This is a genomic window from Okibacterium endophyticum, from assembly GCF_054780075.1.
The window spans coordinates 391,017-411,604 of the sequence record NZ_BAAGXA010000002.1; the positions used below are offsets into that span (position 1 = coordinate 391,017).

At 66.3% G+C, this 20,588-nt stretch carries 19 protein-coding genes and 2 tRNA genes; 18 read left to right on the forward strand and 3 right to left on the reverse strand.

From position 1 onward, the window contains the following. Nucleotides 1–30: 30 nt before the first annotated feature. A complete protein-coding gene (locus tag ACYVF5_RS02105) occupies nucleotides 31–1,008 on the reverse strand; it encodes a diacylglycerol/lipid kinase family protein (RefSeq protein ID WP_460942812.1) in 978 nt (325 codons plus the stop codon). Between the two features lie 170 nt (nucleotides 1,009–1,178). On the opposite strand from ACYVF5_RS02105, the gene serS reads away from it, so the two are divergent. The 6 genes from serS (at nucleotide 1,179) to ACYVF5_RS02135 (ending at nucleotide 6,384) form a co-directional block, all read left to right on the forward strand. Beyond that, a complete protein-coding gene (gene serS, locus ACYVF5_RS02110) occupies nucleotides 1,179–2,441 on the forward strand; it encodes a serine--tRNA ligase (RefSeq protein WP_460942814.1) in 1,263 nt (420 codons plus the stop codon). Continuing rightward, nucleotides 2,438–3,316 carry an HAD family hydrolase gene (locus ACYVF5_RS02115; protein WP_460942816.1) on the forward strand — a complete coding sequence of 293 codons (879 nt, stop codon included), beginning with the start codon at nucleotides 2,438–2,440 and terminating at the stop codon, nucleotides 3,314–3,316. The genes serS and ACYVF5_RS02115 overlap by 4 nt, the downstream gene beginning before the upstream one ends. A 136-nt stretch (nucleotides 3,317–3,452) precedes the next feature. Then, a tRNA-Ser gene (locus ACYVF5_RS02120) sits at nucleotides 3,453–3,540 on the forward strand. Nucleotides 3,541–3,563: 23 nt separating this feature from the next. After that, nucleotides 3,564–4,850: an LCP family protein gene (locus ACYVF5_RS02125; RefSeq protein ID WP_460942818.1), complete on the forward strand. Its 1,287-nt coding sequence runs from the start codon at nucleotides 3,564–3,566 to the stop codon at nucleotides 4,848–4,850. A 67-nt stretch (nucleotides 4,851–4,917) separates the two neighbouring features. Beyond that, a complete protein-coding gene (locus ACYVF5_RS02130) occupies nucleotides 4,918–6,180 on the forward strand; it encodes an LCP family protein (RefSeq protein WP_460942821.1) in 1,263 nt (420 codons plus the stop codon). Nucleotides 6,181–6,295: 115 nt separating this feature from the next. Further along, nucleotides 6,296–6,384 (forward strand) — tRNA-Ser (locus tag ACYVF5_RS02135). Nucleotides 6,385–6,553: 169 nt separating this feature from the next. Here ACYVF5_RS02135 and ACYVF5_RS02140 read toward each other — a convergent pair. Further along, nucleotides 6,554–7,492, reverse strand: coding sequence for a LysR family transcriptional regulator (locus tag ACYVF5_RS02140; protein WP_460942822.1), 939 nt, complete (start codon nucleotides 7,490–7,492; stop codon nucleotides 6,554–6,556). A 197-nt stretch (nucleotides 7,493–7,689) separates the two neighbouring features. On the opposite strand from ACYVF5_RS02140, the gene ACYVF5_RS02145 reads away from it, so the two are divergent. Next, entirely contained in the window at nucleotides 7,690–8,337 is a 648-nt protein-coding gene (locus ACYVF5_RS02145) for a nuclear transport factor 2 family protein (protein ID WP_460942824.1), read from the forward strand. Here ACYVF5_RS02145 and ACYVF5_RS02150 read toward each other — a convergent pair. Further along, nucleotides 8,319–9,233, reverse strand: a complete 915-nt coding sequence (locus tag ACYVF5_RS02150; protein ID WP_460942826.1) for a LysR family transcriptional regulator — start codon at nucleotides 9,231–9,233, stop codon at nucleotides 8,319–8,321. The genes ACYVF5_RS02145 and ACYVF5_RS02150 overlap by 19 nt on opposite strands. 175 nt (nucleotides 9,234–9,408) lie before the next feature. Between ACYVF5_RS02150 and ACYVF5_RS02155 the strand changes: the two genes are divergently transcribed. The 11 genes from ACYVF5_RS02155 to ACYVF5_RS02205 all read left to right on the forward strand — a co-directional run bounded on the left by ACYVF5_RS02155 (nucleotide 9,409) and on the right by ACYVF5_RS02205 (nucleotide 20,527). Next, nucleotides 9,409–10,191 (forward strand): MoaF C-terminal domain-containing protein, encoded by a 783-nt coding sequence (locus ACYVF5_RS02155; protein WP_460942952.1) that lies wholly within the window; start codon nucleotides 9,409–9,411, stop codon nucleotides 10,189–10,191. Nucleotides 10,192–10,236: 45 nt separating this feature from the next. Next, nucleotides 10,237–11,400 (forward strand): acyl-CoA dehydrogenase family protein, encoded by a 1,164-nt coding sequence (locus tag ACYVF5_RS02160; RefSeq protein WP_460942828.1) that lies wholly within the window; start codon nucleotides 10,237–10,239, stop codon nucleotides 11,398–11,400. A 28-nt stretch (nucleotides 11,401–11,428) separates the two neighbouring features. Further along, a complete protein-coding gene (locus ACYVF5_RS02165; RefSeq protein ID WP_460942830.1) occupies nucleotides 11,429–11,995 on the forward strand; it encodes a flavin reductase family protein in 567 nt (188 codons plus the stop codon). 64 nt (nucleotides 11,996–12,059) lie between these two features. Continuing rightward, complete coding sequence (locus ACYVF5_RS02170; RefSeq protein WP_460942832.1) at nucleotides 12,060–13,136, forward strand: NAD-dependent epimerase/dehydratase family protein; 1,077 nt, start codon at nucleotides 12,060–12,062, stop codon at nucleotides 13,134–13,136. Beyond that, entirely contained in the window at nucleotides 13,133–13,654 is a 522-nt protein-coding gene (locus tag ACYVF5_RS02175; RefSeq protein ID WP_460942834.1) for a VOC family protein, read from the forward strand. The genes ACYVF5_RS02170 and ACYVF5_RS02175 overlap by 4 nt, the downstream gene beginning before the upstream one ends. Beyond that, entirely contained in the window at nucleotides 13,654–14,079 is a 426-nt protein-coding gene (locus tag ACYVF5_RS02180) for a nuclear transport factor 2 family protein (protein ID WP_460942836.1), read from the forward strand. The genes ACYVF5_RS02175 and ACYVF5_RS02180 overlap by 1 nt, the downstream gene beginning before the upstream one ends. A gap of 148 nt (nucleotides 14,080–14,227) precedes the next feature. After that, entirely contained in the window at nucleotides 14,228–15,793 is a 1,566-nt protein-coding gene (locus ACYVF5_RS02185) for an ABC transporter substrate-binding protein (RefSeq protein ID WP_460942838.1), read from the forward strand. A 141-nt stretch (nucleotides 15,794–15,934) separates the two neighbouring features. Further along, nucleotides 15,935–16,879 (forward strand): ABC transporter permease, encoded by a 945-nt coding sequence (locus ACYVF5_RS02190; protein WP_460942840.1) that lies wholly within the window; start codon nucleotides 15,935–15,937, stop codon nucleotides 16,877–16,879. Continuing rightward, a complete protein-coding gene (locus ACYVF5_RS02195) occupies nucleotides 16,876–18,714 on the forward strand; it encodes a dipeptide/oligopeptide/nickel ABC transporter permease/ATP-binding protein (protein ID WP_460942842.1) in 1,839 nt (612 codons plus the stop codon). The genes ACYVF5_RS02190 and ACYVF5_RS02195 overlap by 4 nt, the downstream gene beginning before the upstream one ends. Beyond that, the gene (locus ACYVF5_RS02200) at nucleotides 18,711–19,568 is read left to right on the forward strand and encodes an ATP-binding cassette domain-containing protein (RefSeq protein WP_460942844.1); all 858 of its coding nucleotides are present in this window, start codon (nucleotides 18,711–18,713) and stop codon (nucleotides 19,566–19,568) included. Before ACYVF5_RS02195 ends, ACYVF5_RS02200 begins: the two co-directional genes overlap by 4 nt. 224 nt (nucleotides 19,569–19,792) lie before the next feature. Next, on the forward strand, nucleotides 19,793–20,527 hold the full coding sequence (locus ACYVF5_RS02205) for a LysR family substrate-binding domain-containing protein (RefSeq protein WP_460942846.1): 735 nt from the start codon (nucleotides 19,793–19,795) through the stop codon (nucleotides 20,525–20,527). Nucleotides 20,528–20,588: the final 61 nt, after the last annotated feature.

The following is a 20,588-nucleotide window of genomic DNA, read 5'->3' on the forward strand; positions in this document are numbered from 1 at the left end:
GCACCGAGTGGTCCTGCAGGGGCGGACTGCTCAGGCGGCTGGGCGCACCCGCACGTCGAGCGCGCCCGGCTGCACGATGAACCGGGCCTCGCGTGTCGATCCGAAGGCGTCGCCATCGAGTTCGATCTGCTGTTCGTCGTCGAGTCGGATGCTCGCCGACGACGTGCGCAGATAGGTGACCGTCGCGGCGCGGCGCGAATTCGTGAGGCGGATGATCTTGCGTCCGATGCTCCAGCGCCGCAGCACGCTGTTCTCCCACCGCACTTTGTTCCACACCTGCAGCCAGCCGAGAAGGCCCTTCGGCTGGAGCACGGCGATGTCGAGCAGGCCGTCGTCGATCAGGGCGTCCGGCATGAGCTCGAGACCCGCGGTGAGGGTTCCGCAGTTGCCGAAGAGGATCGTGCTGAGGTGGGCACTGTGCTCAGGGCGACCCTCGAGGCGGTAGCGCACGTGGAACGGCCGCGACTTCGGCAGCGACCTCATGCCTGCATCGACATAGGCGAGCCAGCCGACGGCCTTCTTGAGAGCGGGATTGGTGTTCGCGATCATCGCGGCGTCGATGCCCATGCCGGCCATCACGAGAAACACGTGCTCGTCGACCTCTCCGGAATCGCGGCTGATGCGGGCGAGGCCGATGTCGATGCGGCGTGTGGCGCCCTCGAAGGCGATCCGTGCGGCCTCGTCGATGCTCGAAAGCGGGATCCCGATGTTGCGGGCGAGCAGGTTTCCCGTGCCGGCGGGGATCAACGCCATGGGCACACCCGTGTCTCGCAGCCCCTCGGCCACCGCGCGCACCGTGCCGTCACCCCCGGCGGCCACAACGAGTGCTGCTCCGTCGTGCGCGGCGATCCCGGCAAGCAGCTGGCCCGCATCGTGGGTGGTCGTTGCATACCAGCGGGTCTCGCCCCACCCGGCTCGTGTGGCGGCGAAGTCGATCGCAGAGCGCAGGCGAGTGGCGTTCACCTTTGTGGGGTTGTAGACAACGGCGGCGCGCTGCAGATCGCTCATAGGAGACACCTTAGAGTGTGCTGCGCCGACACTCTGAGCGAAGCCGAGGGCCTGGCGCTTCATCACTCGTCGCCGGGCCGCGCCACTCGCCACTCGCCCCGTGCCCTGCCCTCCTGGCCCCCACTGCCGGCGCAGGTCATAAGCGGGCGCCTCGGCATAGACTTGCCTCTGTGATTGATCCCGTACTTCTGCGCGAGAACCCCGACCTCATCAAGGCATCCCAGCTGGCGCGCGGTTCGTCGGTCGAGCTTGTCGACCAGGCGCTCGAGGCGGATGCCGCCAGGCGAGCGGCGATCACCTCGTTCGAAGAGCTGCGCGCCGAACAGAACGCCTTCGGGAAACGCGTCGCCACGGCGCCGAAAGACGAGAAGGCGGCGCTCGTGGCGCAGGTCACAGGCCTGGCCGAGCGCGTGAAGCGAGCGCAACAGGCGGCCTCAGATGCAGAGGCGCGCTTCATCGAGATCGCCGGCGCCATCCAGAACCCCGTCATCGACGGGGTGCCGCCAGGGGGCGAAGAGAACTTCGTGACACTGCGCGAGGTGGGTGAGAAGCCCGGCTTCGACTTCGAGGCGAAAGACCACGTCGAGCTCGGTGAGCTGCTCGGCGCCATCGACATGCAGCGCGGCGCCAAGGTGAGCGGCGCGCGCTTCTACTTCTTGCGCGGCGTCGGCGCGCGACTCGAACTCGCCATCATGAACATGGCGCTCGATCGCGCACTCGCCAACGGCTTCACCCCGATGATGACCCCGACTCTCGTGCTGCCAGAGATCATGGCAGGAACCGGGTTCCTGGGCGAACACGCAGACGAGGTCTACAGGCTGGCCGATGACGATCTCTACCTCACCGGCACAAGCGAGGTGGCGCTCGCCGGCTATCACTCAGGCGAGATCATCGACGTGACGGATGCCCCGGTGCGGTATGCGGGATGGTCCACCTGTTACCGCCGCGAGGCGGGCTCGCACGGCAAGGACACCCGCGGCATCATCAGGGTGCACCAGTTCAACAAACTCGAGATGTTCAGCTATGCGCATCCGGATCAGGCCGAAGAGGAACACGCACGACTGCTCTCGTGGCAGGAGGACATGCTGCGGAGTCTCGGCCTCAGCTACCGCGTGATCGACGTCGCCGCCGGTGATCTGGGCTCGAGTGCGGCGCGCAAATACGACATCGAAGCCTGGGTGCCGACGCAGAACGCCTACCGCGAGCTCACCTCGACGTCGAACTGCACCACCTACCAGGCGAGGCGCCTCGGCATCCGGTACCGCACAGAGAGCGGCAGAACTGCACCCGTCGCGACGCTCAACGGCACCCTCGCCACCACGAGGTGGCTGGTCGCGTTGCTTGAGACGCACCAGCAGGCCGACGGTTCTGTGGTCATTCCTGAGGCACTTCGTCCGTATCTCGGCGGCCTCGACGTCGCGAGGCCTGCGTGAATCCCGCACACAACGATTCGCCTCTCTCGAGCGCGCCCGTGCACGGCGGCAGCGATGCGCTGCTCGTCGCCCTCGACGTCGACGGCACGATCATGCACGCCGACGGCACGATCTCGGGTGCGGTTCTGCGGGCTGTGCGCGAGGCATCCGCCGCCGGTCATATTCTGACCCTGGCCACCGGACGAAGCTGGGAGAGCACGGTCACGGTTCTCGATGACCTCGGCATCGAGCCCGAGTACGTGGTGTGCGCGAACGGGGCTCTGATCATGCGCCGTGATCTCGACGAGCCGAGCGGATACCGCCGTCACCTGATCGAGACGTTCGACCCGACGGAGGTGCTCCAGACCATTCGGCCGCACCTGGCCGACGGTCGGTACATGGTGGAGTACCCGAGTGGGTTCAGGCGCTACACCAACGGCATGAGCGACTGGAACCTCGACAATGCCGAAGAGGCGGAGTTCGACGATCTGCTCTCTGAACCGGTGACCCGTGTCGTTGTGGTGTCGCCTGGGCACGACGAGCAGGAGTTCCTGTCGATCGTCGAACGCATCGGCCTGCACCAGGTCACGTATTCCATCGGGTGGACCGCATGGCTCGACATCGCGCCGCTCGGCGTGAACAAGTCGACAGCCATGGAGCGCGTGAGGGCTTGGCTGCAGGTGCCCGCCGACCGCGTGCTCGCCGTCGGAGACGGGCGCAACGACATCGAGATGTTCAGCTGGGCGGGTTCATCCGGCCGAGCCGTTGCGATGGGCCAGGCGCCAGACGAGGTGAAGGCCGCCGCGACGGATGTCACCGGTGACGTCGACGAAGACGGTCTCGTCGACGTGCTGCGCGCCCTGCCGGTCGTCGCGCCTGCCGGGCGACCTCGCTGACGAGATCGCCCGAATCGGGGTCTCGGCGCGTCGCCCAGAAGGCCTTTCAGAGTCCGCCCAGACAGCCGTGTAACCCTTGTTATGCCCGCATCGGCTACAATCGAGCGTTGTTGTCCGTGCACACCATGGTCAACATGGAGGGCTGTCCGAGCGGCCGATGGAGCTGGTCTTGAAAACCAGTGGGCAGAAATGTCTCGTGGGTTCGAATCCCACGCCCTCCGCCATATACCCACCTGAGAGGATCTTAGTGAGCGAACCCCTTCGACGCTCTCGAGAGAACCGATCCGTGTCGACGATCGCCAGACACGGACGACTCAAGCAGTCGTCGCCGTTCGCAGTCATCGCGAAGATCATCGCAGCCTGCCTCGCCGTGCTCCTGGTGAGCGGTGGAGCTGTCGCGGCATATGCCGTCTGGAACGTCTACAGCTCGGTCAAGCCGGCCGTCACCCTCGCGGGCGAGACGCCGGGTGCTGCAGTGCCGAACATCGACGCCATCGAAGGCGGCGTCAACCTGCTTGTCGTGGGCAGTGACAGTCGGCAGGGTGAAGACCCGAATGTTTTCGGTGATGCTGAGACAGAGTCCGGTGTGCTGAACGACGTGACGATGCTGCTGCACATCTCAGAGGATCACGACAGTGCCACGGTCGTCAGCTTTCCGCGTGATCTCTTCGTCTCCATTCCGTCGTGCCCGAAGCCCGACGGCGGTTCGTACTCGTCGATGAGCTCGCAGAAGATCAACACGACTCTGAGCTACGGCGGCCTGGCCTGCACGGTGCTGACCGTCGAGAGTCTCACGGGGCTCGACATCCCGTTCGCCGCAGAGGTGCAGTTCTCCGGTGTGATCGCGCTCTCGAACGCGATAGGCGGCGTCGACGTCTGTGTGGCCGAGCCCATAGCAGACCCTTATACCAACCTCTACCTCGATGCGGGCACCCACAACCTCCAGGGGCTCGACGCTCTTCAGTTCCTGCGCACACGACACGGTGTCGGTGATGGTTCCGACCTCGGTCGCATCAGCAACCAGCAGGTGTTCCTCTCGGCGCTGATGCGTGAGATGCAGAGCGCAGAGACGCTCACCGATCCGACGAAGCTCTATGGGATCGCCAAGGCTGCGGCGTCGAACATGACCCTGTCGACGAGCCTGTCGAGCATCAACACCATGGTGTCGATCGCGATGGCGCTCAAAGACATTCCGCTCGAGAACATCGTGTTCGTGCAATACCCGAATGCCTATGGCACGAGCAACGGCGAGAGCGGCGTTCTTCCCATAACGGATGCCGCTGACGACCTGTTCGAAGCGATCGCCAACGACCAGCCGATCGGGTTGAGCGGCGACACAGGTGTGGGCTCTGTCATCGATCCGAACGCTCCCGTGGCCGATCCGCCTGCCGATGACACGACGCCGGCTGATCCAGACGCATCCGCCCCTCCTGCGACGACCACCCCGTCGGCGGAGGGAGGCGAAGTCGTGCTCCCCGAATCCGTACAGGGTCAGACCGCGGGCGATTACACCTGCTCTGCTGGTAACGGTTAGGTAAAGCGGACTGAGAAGCAGTCGAAATCAACGCAGATCGTGCGTCACCACACTCTAGAGTGATGCCGTGGTACGTGCTTCGAGAGACAGTCCCTCCGCTGTGCGGCACGGACGCCAGCGGCATTACGGGGCGTTCGCCGCGGTCACAAGGACTCTCGCGATCGTTGTGGCCGTTGTGGTGGTGAGCGCCATGTCTGTCGCGGGGTACGCGGTCTACAACACCGGTGAAGCGATCGTGAACAATGCCGTCGACATCAACCAGCCCGGCGAGTCGACGTCCCCCATCCCCGAGATCGGTGACTTCGAGGGTGGCTTCAACATTCTGCTCTCGGGGGTCGACAACGATCCGAACCAGGATCCCGATCGCTGGGGTGACCGCGATTCCACGGTTCTGAACGATGTGAACATGCTCATTCACATCGCTGAAGATCACCAGAGCGGCGTTGTGGTGAGTTTTCCGCGCGACCTGATGATCCCGCATCCCGAGTGCACTGACCCCGAGACCGATGTCGTCTACCCGGCGATGCGCAAGCAGATGCTCAATACGGCGTTCACACGCGGCGGCCTGTCCTGCGCCGTGGAGACCGTCGAGAACCTCACCGGACTCGACATTCCTTTCGCCGCATACATCACCTTCGATGGTGTGATCGGCATGACGAACGCCGTCGGGGGAGTGCCCGTCTGCCTCGCCGAGCCGATCCGCGACTCGTCGTCGGGCCTCGACCTGCCCGCCGGCATCAACACGATCTCGGGCGACACGGCCCTCGCGTTCCTGCGCACACGCAAGGCCATCGGCGACGGCAGCGACCTCGCGCGCATCGCCGTGCAGCAGCAGTACATGTCGTCACTCGTGCGCACCCTCAAAGACAACGGCACTCTCACCGACATCACGAAGCTCTATCCCCTCGCCCGCACAGCGGCGAAGACCGTTGTGCTCTCGCAGGAACTCGCGAACCTGAACACCATGATCGCGATGGCCCAGACGCTGGGCTCGATGAGCCTCGATGCGCTCAACCTCGTGCAGTATCCGGTCGGCACCGACCCCGACGACACGAACAGGGTCGTTCCGATCACGTCGCTCGCCGATGAGCTGATGACGATGATCGCCGGCGATCAACAGTTCTCCACCGATCCGAATGCTCGCAGACCGGGGGTCGAGGCGTCCGCAGAGACGGCTCTGCCAGAAGATCCGAGCGTTCCGGCCGACCCTGACCCGAGTGTTCCCGTCGACCCGGGCCAGACCTCACCGCCCACGGATGCCGCTCCTCCCGTCATCGACGGCCTCGTCGGGCAGAGTGCTGCCGAGGAATCCTGCGTCGTCTCGAACTGATTCGGGTGGATTCGGGTGGGGTTTCGGTCCGGGCCGATTCGCCGTGATCGCTGATTCGGCGTGGGGCGCCGATGCAGTTATGATTATGGGCGTGCGCCTGCAAGCAGCCGCGCACGGAGACGTCGCATAGTCCGGCCGAGTGCACCACCCTGCTAAGGTGGAGTCCCCGTAAGGGGACCGCGGGTTCAAATCCCGCCGTCTCCGCACAAAATCCCCGGTCAGTTGCGATTTTCGTCGACGCGTCGACCTCGCGAATCAGTTAGATTCCGAGGCCGGAACCCCTCTGATCGGGCAGTCCACGGATGAGCGTCAGCACCTCCTGGATGTGGTCGGCGGGTGAGGCGAGCATCTCCTTGAGCAGAGCATCGGTGCGTCAAGCCTCGGCGTGGATGCCGTCGGGGAACTCCACACGCTCGGCGGCGCGACGCAGCAGGCCGAGGAACCATCGCAGTGCCGGATCGTCCACTCGGCTGGGGTGCCAGTGGGCCGCCTCGACCAGCGTCGCGGGCCTCAGCGGTGTGTCGGCGACCACAAGCGACAGTGCGGCGCCGTAACGGTCGGCGATGCGTTCGGGGACGATCGCCACGTAGTCGGTTCCCGAGACCATAAGAGCCACCTGCAGCGATCCCGGAGCGCGGGCCGCCACCCGGGGAACGATTCCCAGGAGGTCAAGCATGTCGGTCGCCGGGGTGCGCAACTCGCCGAACGACCAGACGACATGGCTCATCGCCTCGAGGTCGCTCTGCGACAGCCTCCCGCTGCGGAGCCGCGGGTTGCGGGCGTCGACGACCACAACGAAACGGTCGGAGTAGAGCGAGGTGCGATGGCCGGGCACGCCGCGCCCCGTGCCCGTGATGACGACGTCCCGGCGCATAAGCATGTTGTCGGAAACGCCTGTATCGGTCAGCGGGAGGGAGTCGAAATCGACCGACATCCGAGGCGCCTCTGCAGACATCATCGCGCCGATCGGCGCCCCGAGCTCGGCGAAGGCGTAGTCGGATGCCGAGACCAGGAAGCGCCGGACACTGGTCGTCGGGTCGAACGAGGCGCGCACGGAGTAGGTGGCCGCGATCTCGGTGAGTGCTGCCGTGACGAGAGGCTGGAGGCTCTGCGCTTTCGGCGTGAGGTCGAATCCCCGGCCCGCACGCACGAGGATCTCGTCGCCGAGCTGGCGACGCAGACGAGACAACGCCCCGCTCACGGAAGGCTGGGCCATCCCGATCGCCTCACCCGCGCGCGTGAGATTGCGGTGGGTGAGAAGCGCATCAAGAACGATGACCAGATTCGCATCGACACGACGAAGTTCGCTCACGGTGATCACCAGCCCGGTCGCCGCATGATGCGGACAGTCCATCTTATCCGGCCACGAACACCGTCCGGCGGGTGCGCCCATCGCGGCGGCGAATGGCTGGCATCGGTACCGCCTCTCGCACCCGGTCACCGTTGACGCCTACCGTAGGAGCGCGTCTCCGGGCGCCCTTCAACGACGATCGGAACAAAGGAGCGACCATGACCGAGGCATACAACGACCTGCCGTCGCGCATCGCCAGACTCGAAGCGGTGCATCAGGTGCAGAATGTGATGGGCCGTTACTCTTTTTTGCATTCGGCCAACATGCACCGCGAGTCGATGGAGCTGTTCGCACTCGATCTTCCGGATGTGCGAGCCGAGATGATGTGGGGGGTGTACGAGGGGCGCGAAAGCCTTGAGCGCCTCTATCCGGGATACCACGCCTGGGTCGACGGCGACGCAAAGGGCAAGATGCACATGCACACCCTGACGACTCCGATCATCGAGGTCGCTGCCGACGCGAAGACGGCGAAGGGCGTCTGGATCTCGCCCGGACACGAGACGATGGCCTTCGTCACGGAGTCGAACGAGGCCATGTGGGCATGGTGCAAGTACGGCGCCGACTTCATCGAGATCGACGGCGAATGGAAGATCTGGCACCTCCACGTGTACGGCCTGTTCATGTCGCCATACAACACGAGCTGGGTCGATGCTCCGCTGCCAGAGGGCGGGCCGCCCCTCACCGACGCGTATCTTCCCGATCGTCCGCCGACGACGCAGTGGATGTACTCCCCGGATGCGGTCTACGTCAATGAGCCGGCACCGCCCGTGCCCTACACGACGTTCGATCAGAGCGAGGCGTTCTGAGGGATCGACGACAGCAGGGCGTTCCGGAACCAGGTGTGCGCCGGATCGGTCCTGCGTGACGGATGCCACCAGATCGTCTCCACGATGTCCACCGGACCGAAAGGGGGCTCGACCCCGACGGTCCCCGTCGACGTGCCGAGCCGGTCGACGAGGCGGCTCGGCACGACCGCGACCAGGTCGGTGCCCGCGACGATCGCGGGCACCGGCAGGTAGCTCTTGAGGCGGATGCTCGGCTCACGCTGGAAGCCGAGCTCGGTCAGTTTCATGTCCGCGGGTGTGCGGTAGTCCTGGTCGAACTCGACCACCAGCTGCGGCAGCGCTCGGAACGCGTCCCAGCTGAGCGTGCAGTTGTCGAGTGCCGGGTTCGCCTTGTCGACGAGGCACACGAACCTGTCGCGGAAGAGCACGGCGCATTCCCCCTCGACACCTCCAGACGGCACCGTCGAGAGGAAGTCGTGTTGAAGCAGGTCGTGCTCAGAGGTCTGCTGCTGCGTGGCGGGCGCGATCATCTCGATCGAGACGTGCGGAGCGTCGGCGATGATCCGCTCGAGGTCCGCCCAGATCTCCAACGCCGTGAAGTCGGGAGTGACGAACGTGAACGTCCTGGCGGAGTTCGCCGGGTCAAACGCGTCGACATCACCGAGCACACCCTCGATCAACGGGATGGCGCGCTGCACGTGCGGGAGCAGGTGGCGCGCGAGCGGGGTGAGCTCGTATTCGCGGCCCACGCGCACGAGCAACTCGTCGTTGTACTCCGAGCGCAACCGCGAGAGCGCGATGCTCATCGCCGACTGGCCGACCTCGAGCCGGTCGCCGGCGCGGGTGACGTTGGCCTCCTCCAGAAGAGCCCTGAGACTCACGAGGAGGTTGAGGTCTTTGTTCGCCAAGTGCTGCATCGCGCTCCTCGCCGTCGTCGGTGCGTCCAGGGTACCGGCACCCCGGTCATCGCAGGGAAGCATACGTGTGATGCGCGCTGCCCATGAACACATCGCCCCAACCGCTCGCACAATAGGAGGGCGGGACAGGATCCCGCGCACGCCCATTCGAAGAGGAGTTGAGGCTACGGTGCCGATGCCCACCGCAGGACCCCCGGAATCGATGGCGGCCAATCGGCTGCCGAGCACCGATGCCCTCGACGGAGGCGAGCTGGCGCTCGAACTCGTCGACGGAGGGATGCTCAGCGTCGCGATCGGCGGTGGCCGCGCGCGGTGGGCGGCGACGGGCGTGGGCTGGCAGGGCGGCGGCGACGATCCGGTCGACGTCGTTGAGGCGGCTCCGGAGCTGTACTTCATCGACATCGACTTCACCGAGTTCGACCGGATGCTCGAAGCCGTCTCCATCGTGTGGGACCGAGCGAGCGGGTGGGCGCTCCTCGTGCATCAGCGCCGCTTCCACCCGGAGGAGACGTGGTCACGTGGCCCCGAGGTCCTGCACGATTTCTCCGTCGCGCGCGTCGCAGGCTCGAAGCCCGCCGGCACTCCGCCCGCCGTCACCCGTGAGCTCATCGGGCGTCGTCACCTGTATCGCTACAGCCCGAACAACCTGTACGAGCACATCTACCTCAGTTCCCAGAAGTTCTGTGCGCACAACGTGCACACCTTCGGCACACCGGGTCGCGCCGACTGCCACCCCGTCAGCTACTACAAGATGCGCGACGACGTCTTCGTCGTGACGTGGCGCGAATACGACAGCGCCGTCGGCATGGTGACGGTGCTCGACCTCGACGCCGGCCGTTCCAGCGGCAAGGCCCACGACCCGGAGCATTTCCTGCGCTCCACCAGCCGTCCGTTCGGCGGCTTCATCACCGAGATCACCGATGCGATCGACTACCCCGACGGCCTTCAGCCGCTCTGACCGACACATCAGACCACCCGACACATCCGACCACCAGGAGGAACCATGACCACCGCAGCCCCGCCGGTCGACGCGCCGCCGATCCCCTCGAACGACGAGCTCATCGCCCGTGCTCGTGCACTCAAGCCGGTACTGCGCGAGAGGGCGCGGCAGGTCGAGGAGAGCGGGTCCATCCCGCCCGAGACGATCGACGACCTGCGTGAGGCGGGTTTCTTCCGCTTCAATTCGCCCCGTGAGCGCGGAGGGTACGCCGTCAACGGACGCACGCGCACCGAGGTGCTGTCGATCCTCGCCGAGGGCTGCGCGTCGACGGCCTGGGTCGTCGGCGTCTACAGCGGCGGTGTGACGAGCGTCGCGCACTCATCGCCGCAACTGCAGGACGAGGTCTTCGCGGACGGCCCCGATGTTATGATCTGCGGCAACGGCACGCCCACCGACGACGTCGAGAAGGTCGACGGGGGCTATCTGGTGACGGGCAGATGGTATTCGGTGTCTGGCAGCGCCCACGCCGGCTGGGTCTCCCTGTTTCTGGCACTCCCTCCCGTCGACGGCGGGATGCCGGGTATGGCGAAGGCGCTCGTTCCCCTCTCGGACGTCACCATCGAGAAGACCTGGGATGCGGCAGGCATGCGTGGGACCGAGAGCGAAACAGTTGTGGCCGACAGGCTCTTCGTGCCGGACCACCGCGTCGACGTGATGACCGGGCCACCGCCGGCCGACCCGGTGCTCGCCGTTGGCCCCTGTGCCATCCCGGTCGGGATCGCGCAGGGCGCGCTCGAACGCGCCATCGAGTACGCCGCCAAGAAACCGCTCTCGGGCACGATCTACGCTCCGGCCGCCACCTCCGCCACGTTCCAGATCGAGCTCGCCGACGCCGCCATGCACATCCAGACGGCGCGGCTTCATCTTATGCGGGCGACCGAGCTCCTGGACGCCGCCGACGAGTCGGGCGAGCGACTGGATCTGGCGACGCGAGCTCAGTGCCGCGGCGATGCCGGGTGGATCATGCGCAACATCACGCAGGCCATCGACATCATCATGACCGCGATCGGCGCCGGCGCCTTCGCGGAGTCGAGCCCGTTCGAGCGCGCATGGCGCGATGTCAGCACCACCGCCCGCCACGGCGCAGTGAACTACATCATCAACCGTGAGATCTACGGCAAGGTGCTTCTCGGGCAGGACGGGAACATCTCCCGGCTCGCGGTCTAGCGCGCTGGCACGGAGAGGGGGACGCACAATGGCCCAGACGACAGACGCGGATGCTTTTCCGAGGCGCTTCCGCCAGGTGCTGAGTCACTTCGCGAGCGGCGTCGTGGTGGTCACCGCCCAGGGCGACCGCCCCGTGGGCATAACGTGTCAGTCCTTCTTCTCCGTCTCGCTCGAACCGCCGCTCATTGCGATCTCGCCGTCGGTGCATTCGGCGAGCTGGAAAGCGATCGCCGAAACGGGGTCGTTCGCGGTGAACGTCCTCGACGCCGACCAAGAGGCACTGTGCCTCGCCTTCGGCCGCGCGGGCGTGCCAGACAAGTTCGCCGGTGTGGAGTGGACGCCCGCGCCCTCCGGGTCGCCCCTCCTCGCCGGCGCGATCGCCTGGCTCGACTGCGACATCGAGGCGGTGCATCCCGCCGGCGACCACCTCATCGTCCTCGGACGGGTGCGCACCCTCGAGCTGGCCGAGCACGGCAAACCGCTTGTGTTCTACAAGAGCAGGTTCGGCAAGCTGTCTCCGACCCCTCTCCGCCACACCGAATGGAACGACGAGCTCATCTGGGGCGGCGGTCCATGGTTCGGCGGCGACTCCTGACACGGCGCGCGACCGCGCGCCCGCACAACATCGCGACGAACCGTCGCACGACAGAAAGCAGAACATGACCCGCTCCGCGCTCATCATCGGCGGCAATGGCCAACTGGGCCGCGCCGCCGCGCTCACCCTCGCCCGCGAGGGCTGGACGGTCGAGCTGGCACACCGCGGCGACCGTGCGCCGCAGGCCGAACTCGACGCGCTCGAGGTGCGATCCGTTGTGCTCGACCGCAACGACACCGACGCCCTTCTCGCCGCATCCCGCGGACGGGATGCGGTCATCGACACGGTCGCCTTCGACGTCGGCCACGGCGCCCAGCTGGCCCGCCTCGCCGGTGATGTCGGATCTCTGATCGTGGTGTCCACCGGCGCGGTGTACGCCGTCCGCGACACGACGGGCGAGGGTCGAGACGGCGACCAGTTCCCGGACTATCCGGTGCCGATCACCGAGGACTGGCCGACGCTGTCTGGCGACGGAGAGGACTACGGTTCGAAGAAGGCTGCCCTCGAGCACCTGCTTCTCGGCGTCGACGACCTGCCCGTCAGCATCCTGCGTCCCGGCACCCTCCACGGGCCGTTCAGCACGTCGCTGCACCACTGGTCGTTCATCAAACGTGCGCTCGACGGGCGCGCCTACACGGTCCTCGCCTTCGACGGCGAGAGCCGATTCAGCACCTCCGCCTCGGCGAACGTCGCCGAGCTGATGCGACTGTGCGCCGAGAACCCGGCCAAGCGCGTCCTCAACGCGGCAGACGACGACGCCCTCACCGTGGCAGAGATCGGCCGCAAAGTCTTCGACGCGATGTCGCACGACGCGGCGATCGTCACGTTCGCCGGGCCACCGCGCGAAGACCGTGTCGGTTTCAACCCCTGGGGCATACCGAAGCCCGTTGTGCTCGGAATGGAGAAGGCCCGGCGCGAGCTCGGCTATCGGCAGGCGATCTCCTACGACGACGCCGTGCGTGCCGACATCGACTGGGCGGTCGAGGCGGTCACCGCGGCAGAACGCCACGGTCGAACCTGGAAGGACGTTTTTCCGGGAGTGATCGAACGATACGGCGAGCAGGGTTGGTTCCCCTACGAAGCGGAGGACGCCTATCTCGTCTCGCTCCTCGCCGACGCTCGTGTGGGAGCAGGACGGTGAGCGGCGCGAAGCTGAGCGGGGTCACGCTCTCGGTGCGGGATCTGAACGCGCAGAGCCGGTGGTACCGCGAACGGTTCGGCCTCGAGCAGTTGGCGGCCCTCGACCTGGAGTCCTACCGACTGTGCGGTGTCGTGCTGTCGTCGCCCGCGGGCTGGACCCTCGAACTCCTGCAGCGAGAGGGTTCGGGCGGCGGGATCCGGGAGGGCCACCCGCTCGACGCGGCGCGGACCCTCGGATACGGCTCTGTCACGATCGAGGTGGACGACCTCGTTGCGGACTTCGACAGTCTCGTCGAGCACGGCGCCACAGAGCTTATGGGCCCGCACCCCGGGCCGAGCGGCTTCGGCGCATTCGTCAGTGACCCCGAGGGGAATATCATCAGGCTGGCCAGCCGGCCAGGCGTCATCCCCGACATACCACTGCCGCCGGGCCCGCCACCGGGCGGGCCCGCCCGCCCGGGTGAACTCCCTCCCGTCGATTCGGGCACTCTGGCGACCTCGACAGGAGGAGCACCCTGATGGACGAGAGCACGTTCATGGAATACATCCGTCGCTTCAACGACGAGGACGACACGGCCTTCGACGACTACCTGCATCCAGCGCTTCACATGAAGAACGGCACTCTGGAGTTCACGGGCGTCGACGGGATGAAACACCACTACCGTGATCTGATCTGGGGCAGGTTCCGGGAGGTGCTCGACGTCAGGCGCTTCGTCGGCGACGGCGACCGGATCGCGATCCAGATGCGGACGCTGTTCACCGCTCTGCACCACCAGGGGGAGTCCCTGTTCGGTCCGGTCGAGAAGGGCGAGACCTTCGAGTTCAACGGGCTGATCATGTACGAACTGGAGGAGGGCAGATTCCGCGACATCCTGGTGGCCTACAACAGCTTCGTCTTCACCGATCTGTCGGGGAACTCCCGCGACCTGGGGATTCCGCACTGATCGCACACGCCCGGTGCATCCGTCACGCACATGTGTCTCATTCGCGATCGCACCTATCTCGTTCACGAGCAGTGATGCTCCACTGAACATCACCACCAGAAGTGTCGACGCATCGGCACATCATCATCACTCAATGAGGAGAAGGACGATGAAGTACAGCACGTTCACAACCGCCGCCGCCGTCGCGGTGCTCACCATCGGTCTCGCGGCGTGCGGATCGCCGGACACGTCCACGTCAGACGACAGCGGCGGCCGTGCCGAGACGCTTGGTGTCGGCACGCAGACGGCGGTCACAAGCCTGAACCCGGTGCTCACACCGGTCAGCAACACCGTGGGATATGCCTACGACCCGGTCATCTTCAAGGCCAACGACGGTTCGTACCTTCCCGATCTGGCCACCGAATGGGGTTATGTCGGACAGGGCAACACCGTCTTCGAGTTCACCCTGCGCGAGGGCGTCACCTTCCATCAGGGCGGTGAGCTGACGGCGCAGGCGGCGACGTCGTCTCTCAACTACTTCTTGGCCACGCCGAACCCGAACATGGCGTCTGTCGGCCTGATCGAGAGCGTCGAGGCTGTTGATGACCTGACCGTGCGCATCACCTATTCGGCGCCGTTCCCGAACGCCGTCGAGTCGCTGACGCAGTTCTACGGGATGGGACTGCTCATCGGTCCCACGGGTGTCGCATCGCCCGACACGCTCGAGACGGCATCCGACGGCGCAGGGCAATACGTGCTCAACCAGGCCGAGACGACACCGGGTGAGGTCATCGTCTTCGACGCGTTCGACGCGTACTTCGAACAGGACGCGATCCACTTCGACGAGGTGGAGGTCCGTGTGCTGACCGACGCCAACGCGCGTCTGGCCGCTCTGAAGTCTGGCCAGATCGACGTCGCCCAGCAGATTCCGGTCGCCCAGGTAGGCGAGGATGCGATTGACGGACTCCAGACCATGACCGGCTACACGAACTCCAAGTCGATCCAGTTCGTTGTGACCGACTCGGGGCCGCTGGCGAGTGAGGAGGTCCGTCAGGCGATCAACTACGGCATCGATCGCGACTCGCTCGTCGAAGACTTCTACAAGAGCCGCGCGATCGCGCAGTATCAGACGACCTCGGTCGGGCGTCTCGGCTACGACGCGGACCTCGACGACCACTACGCGCACGACGTCGAGAAGGCGACCCAGCTGCTCGCCGACGCGGGCTATCCAGACGGCTTCGAGATCGAGCTGCTCACGAACTCGATCTCCGACCAGGGCGGTCTCCTCAGCCAGGCGATCGTGAACCAGCTCGCAGAGATCGGCATCACGGCCCATCTCACCGTCGCATCGGGCACGTTCGACGAGTTCGTCGGCCAGCTGCAGAGCGGCGAGTTCGATGCCGTGGTGTACGGGCTCTTCGCGAACGATCTCTACACGATGGTGACGCAGTCGATCGTCTCCCCCGGCACGCTGCTGAACCCGATCGGCCAGCCTGATGCAGAGGCTCAGGCGCTCATCGAGTCCGCCGCCGTTGCTCCGAGCGCTGACGAGTTCGAGTCTGTGCTGCAGGAGCTCAACGAGTACCTCACCGTCAACGCGAACGGAGTGCCGATCGTCACGGAGCAGGCCACCGAGGTCATCGGAGACGAGATCGTGCTGCCGTCGACCGAGTACGACATTCCGCAACCGAACATGATCGCGCCAGACCCGGAGCTCGGCGTGCGAAAGAACTGAGACAGCCGTGAGACGAGCACCCGTTCCGGGGCACCCGGCGCGGGTGCTCCCGGAGCGGGAACCCGACGAAGGAGTCACCATGATGTCGAAGAACGAGGCAGCGCTCAGGGCGTGTGCCCAGGCGGGCGGGAGGTCTGCCCGGTGACGCGTGTGATCGCGCGCAGGCTCGTTATGGGCGTCGCCCTGCTCTTCATCGTCTCGGCCATCGCATTCCTGCTGGTGTCGTTCATCCCGGGCGACGCCGCCTCGAGCATCCTCGGTCCGTATGCGAGCGAGAGCCAGGTCGACGCGTTGCGAACCGAGATGGGGCTCGACCTGCCCTTGTGGCAGCAGTATGCGAACTGGCTCTCGGGCGCCGTGGCCGGGGATCTCGGCACAAGCATCCTCTCGCCGCAGCCCGTAGCGGATCAGCTCTACAAAGGCGTCTGGGTCAGTCTTCCCCTCGCGCTCGGCGCCGTTGTGTTCGGTATGCTCATCGGCGTCGCCATCGGAACCCTCGCCGCCGTCCGTGGCGGACTCCTCGCCCGCTCGCTCGACACGGTCGCCCTGATCGGGATGGCGTTGCCCGCGTTCTGGGTCGCGCTCGTGCTCAGCAGCTTCTTCGGTGTCGAACTCGGGTGGTTTCCTGCAACGGGTTTCGTCTCGTTCACGGACTCACCGGCGGAGTGGGCGCGGAGCCTGACTCTTCCGATCGTCTCACTGAGCATCGGAGGTGTCGCGATCATCGCCAAGCAGACGAGGGACTCCGTCGACGACGTCTTGCGTCGCGACTTCGTGGACGCGCTACGAGTCGGGGGCATCCCGCGGTCGCGGATCCTCTTCGGGCATGTTCTGAAGAACGCTTCGATCCCCATCATCGCCGTGACCGGGAACAACTTCGTGGCGGCTCTCGGCGGCGCCGTGCTGATCGAGAGCATCTTCGGCCTGCCCGGGCTCGGTTCGATAGCGGTTCGCGCGACGCTGACGCGTGACGTTCCGGTGATCATCGGGGCAGCCGTCTTCTTCTGCATCATCGTGATCATCGTGAACCTCCTGCTCGACATCGTCTACGCGACGATCAACCCGAAGGTGAAGGCAAAAGCATGAGCACGCCCGTTCCCGACACCACCGGTTCCTTTCTCACGGCGCCGGAGGTCGCGGCGAGACGCGCGCGTCCGGCTGTCGCCAACATCATCACCCGCAAACCGGTTGCCTTCGCCGGCCTGATCTTCCTGCTGCTCGTCGTCTTCGTCGCGATCCTCGGCCCGGCGATCGCCCCGTACGACCCGCTGGTCGGCTCACTCGCCGACGCACTGCAGGGCCCGTCGTGGGCGCATCCGCTGGGGACGGACCAACTCGGCCGCGACACGCTCAGCCGGTTGATCGTGGGCACCGGGCCGACGGTGCTGTACACCTCGCAGGTCGTCGCCGTGGCGCTCGCGCTGGGTGTGTGCCTGGGAACCCTCGCCGGTTTCGTCGGGGGCAAGGCCGACACCGCGGTCATCTCGCTCAGCGACATCCTGATGTCGATTCCCGGCATGGTCCTGCTGCTGGTCGCCCTGACGATCTTTCAGGACAACATGGAGTACGCGATGTTCGCGGTGGGTGTGCTCATCTCCGGGCCGCTTATGCGTGTGATCCGGGCGTCGACGCTCGCGTTCCGGCAGGAGCTGTTCATCGAAGCCGCGCAGGTGTCAGGTCTGCCCACCCGGCTGATCCTCGTGCGCCACATCCTGCCCCGCGTTATGGGCACCGTGCTCATCCAGACGTCGCTGCTCATCGGCCTCGCCCTGCTCCTCGTCACCGGAGTCGCCTATCTGGGCTTCGGCACTCAGCCCCCGTACCCGTCGTGGGGCTCCATGATCGGCGACGGAGCACAGATCTTCGGCACCAATCCTCTGCTTATGACGGTGGCCGGCCTGGCGATCGCCTCGACAGTCGTCGCCGCGGCACTGCTCGGCGACGGACTCCGAGACCTCACGGTGGAACGGTGGAGCGGCGAACGCGCGAAACGCCTCACTCGCCGCCAGCGGAGGGCGACGATGACGCCCCCCGCGATCGTCACAGCGGATGACGTCGCCGGTTCTGAAGCCCTTCTCGCCGTGCGCGGGCTGGAGATCTCGTATCTCGTCGACGGCGACGAGGTCCGCGTCGTCCACGGCATCGATCTCGATGTGCCCGTCGGCGGAACCGTCGGTCTGGTGGGGGAGTCCGGGAGCGGGAAGTCCGCGACGGCGCGCGCCATCCTCGGGATCCTTCGCGGCGGACGCGTCACCGGGGGCAGCATCCGGCTGGACGGCGAGGACATCGCCGACATCGGCCGGTCGACTCCCGCCCGGCGCGTGGGACTGCGGATGGCCTACATCTCGCAGGAGCCTCACGTGTCGCTCGACCCGACCTGGCGAGTGGGAGCACAGCTGGTCGAGGCGCTGCGTCGACACGACCAGAGCCTGACGAAGTCCGCTGCGCGCGGCCGGGCCCTCGACCTGCTCGGCAAGGTGCAGATGCGGGACCGCGAAGAGGTCTTCCGGGCCTATCCGCACGAGCTGTCCGGCGGCATGGCGCAACGCGTCGCTATTGCGCGGGCGCTGTGCTCTGATCCCCGCCTGCTCATCGCCGACGAACCGACCACAGCTCTGGACGTCACCGTGCAGGCCGAGATCCTCGACCTGCTGCGCGACATCCAGGCGTCGACGGGCATGTCCATCCTGCTGATCACGCACGACTGGGGAGTGGTGGCCGATCTCTGCCAAGACGCCGTTGTGCTGTGCAAGGGCAGCGTGGTCGAGGCCGGCTCCGTGCGCGAGATCGTGCGGCATCCGAAAGACCCATACACCGCGACCCTGTTGCTCTCGAGTCCGGCGGTTATGCTCGCCGACGCCAAGAGCGGGCGTGCCGGGCACGAGCGCACCGAGGCCACCGACGAGAAAGCGACAGCATGACTCCGCCATTGCTCCAGGTGTCAGACCTGAGCGTCGACTTTCGAAAGGGCCGGCACGGCGTGCATCGCGCCGTCGACTCTGTCAGCCTGCGTCTGGACGCGGGATCGACGCTCGGCATCGTCGGGGAGTCCGGTTCGGGAAAAACGACCTTGGCGCGGGCCATCATCGGTCTGGCGCCCATCGCCGCCGGAACCGTGACTCTCGAGGGCGTCGACATCACACGGGCGAAGGGCCGTCGCCGTCGCGGCCTGGCGCGCGATGTGCAATACGTGTTCCAAGACCCGTTCGGGTCGCTGAACCCGACGAAGACGATCGGACAGACCCTGAGCGAAGCGCTCCACTGCCGCCCTGACATTCCGCGAGAAGAGCGGCGACAGCGCGTCGAGCACACACTCGAGCTGGTCGGAATGCCCCCGGACACAGCGCGGCGGTACCCGGGGTCGTTCTCTGGCGGGCAGCGTCAGAGGTTCGCCATCGCACGCGCTGTGCTTCCCGGCCCCAAGCTCATCATCTGCGACGAACCCACCGCGAGCCTCGACCTGTCGATCCAGGCGCAGATCCTGCATCTGTTCAAGGACCTGCAGAAGGAGTTCTCCATCGGCTATCTCTTCATCGCGCACAACCTCGACGTGGTCGAATACATGTCGGATCACACCATGGTGATGCGAGCAGGGCGCGTCGTCGAGGAGGGGCCGTCGGAGAAGCTCGCGACGGCGCCAGACGATCCGTACACCCGGGCTCTGCTGGCCGCGACGCCCGTCGCCGACCCCGATGCTCAGGCCGAGAAGAGAGAACTGCGCCGGCGACTGGCGACTGCGGCGATCTCGGGGGGATCTGGCGGTTCCCCGTCGTGAGGGGTTCTCCGGCCTTTCCGAGGGGGACCCGGGTTCGACGGTAGGCCCGACCGGGTAAAACGCGGTCATCGACGGCTGTTCGCCTGCCCTGGCGGGGGTCGGCGCACCTCACATCCCGATCGACCAGACGGCCAGGCGCCAGACGGGTTCGTGCCGACGGCGCTCGAGACGAGTTGAGCGCGAGCTCACTGCCGCGTCTGGCCACGCCCGCGTAGAGTCGACGTGTGCATGAGACCGACGACCTCCAGCGCGAAACCCTTCGGGTCGCGTTCGTCCCCGGTGTCACCCTGGCCAGATGGTCGCGCGCCTGGGCCGAGCGGATGCCGGCAGTCGCCCTCGACATCCTGCCGACGGCAGAGGCGGAACAGGCGGCTGCGCTTCACAACGGCACCGCAGACGTGAGCTTCGTGCGTCTTCCGGTCGACCGGGATGGTCTGCACGTGATTCCGCTCTATAACGAGAAGCCCGTTGTGGTCGTGCCCGGGGAGCACCCGTTTGTGCTCTTCGACGAGGTGCCTGCCGAGGAGCTCGCCCACGAGACGATGCTGCCAGAGACGGATGCCTGGGCCTCGGTCGGCGGTGACCTCGCTCTCGCCGTCGAACTCGTCGCCGCGGGAACCGGACTGCTCGAACTGCCCATGTCGCTCGCCCGGCTTCACCATCGGCGCGATGTCGAGTACCGCGTCGTGACCGATCGCCCCGAGACGACTATCGCTCTCGCCTGGCGAGCCGACGACGAATCGCCGCTCATCGAGGAGTGGATAGGCGTTGTGCGGGGGAGGACCCCCAGGAGCTCGCGCGGGACGGCACCAGAGGCATCCGCCCCTCAGCCGGCGCCCGCGAAGAGCGGTCCACCGAACACGCCCGCTTCGGGCGGCCGAGCGCCGACGGCGAACAGAGGTCGCCACGCGAAGGCCCCGGGCAAGCGGCCCCGGCCGAAGCGCCGTCGCGGGCGCTGACCGTCACGCGCTACACCATTTGTGACGCGCTACACGAGATAGGGGCGCGCGTCACAAATGG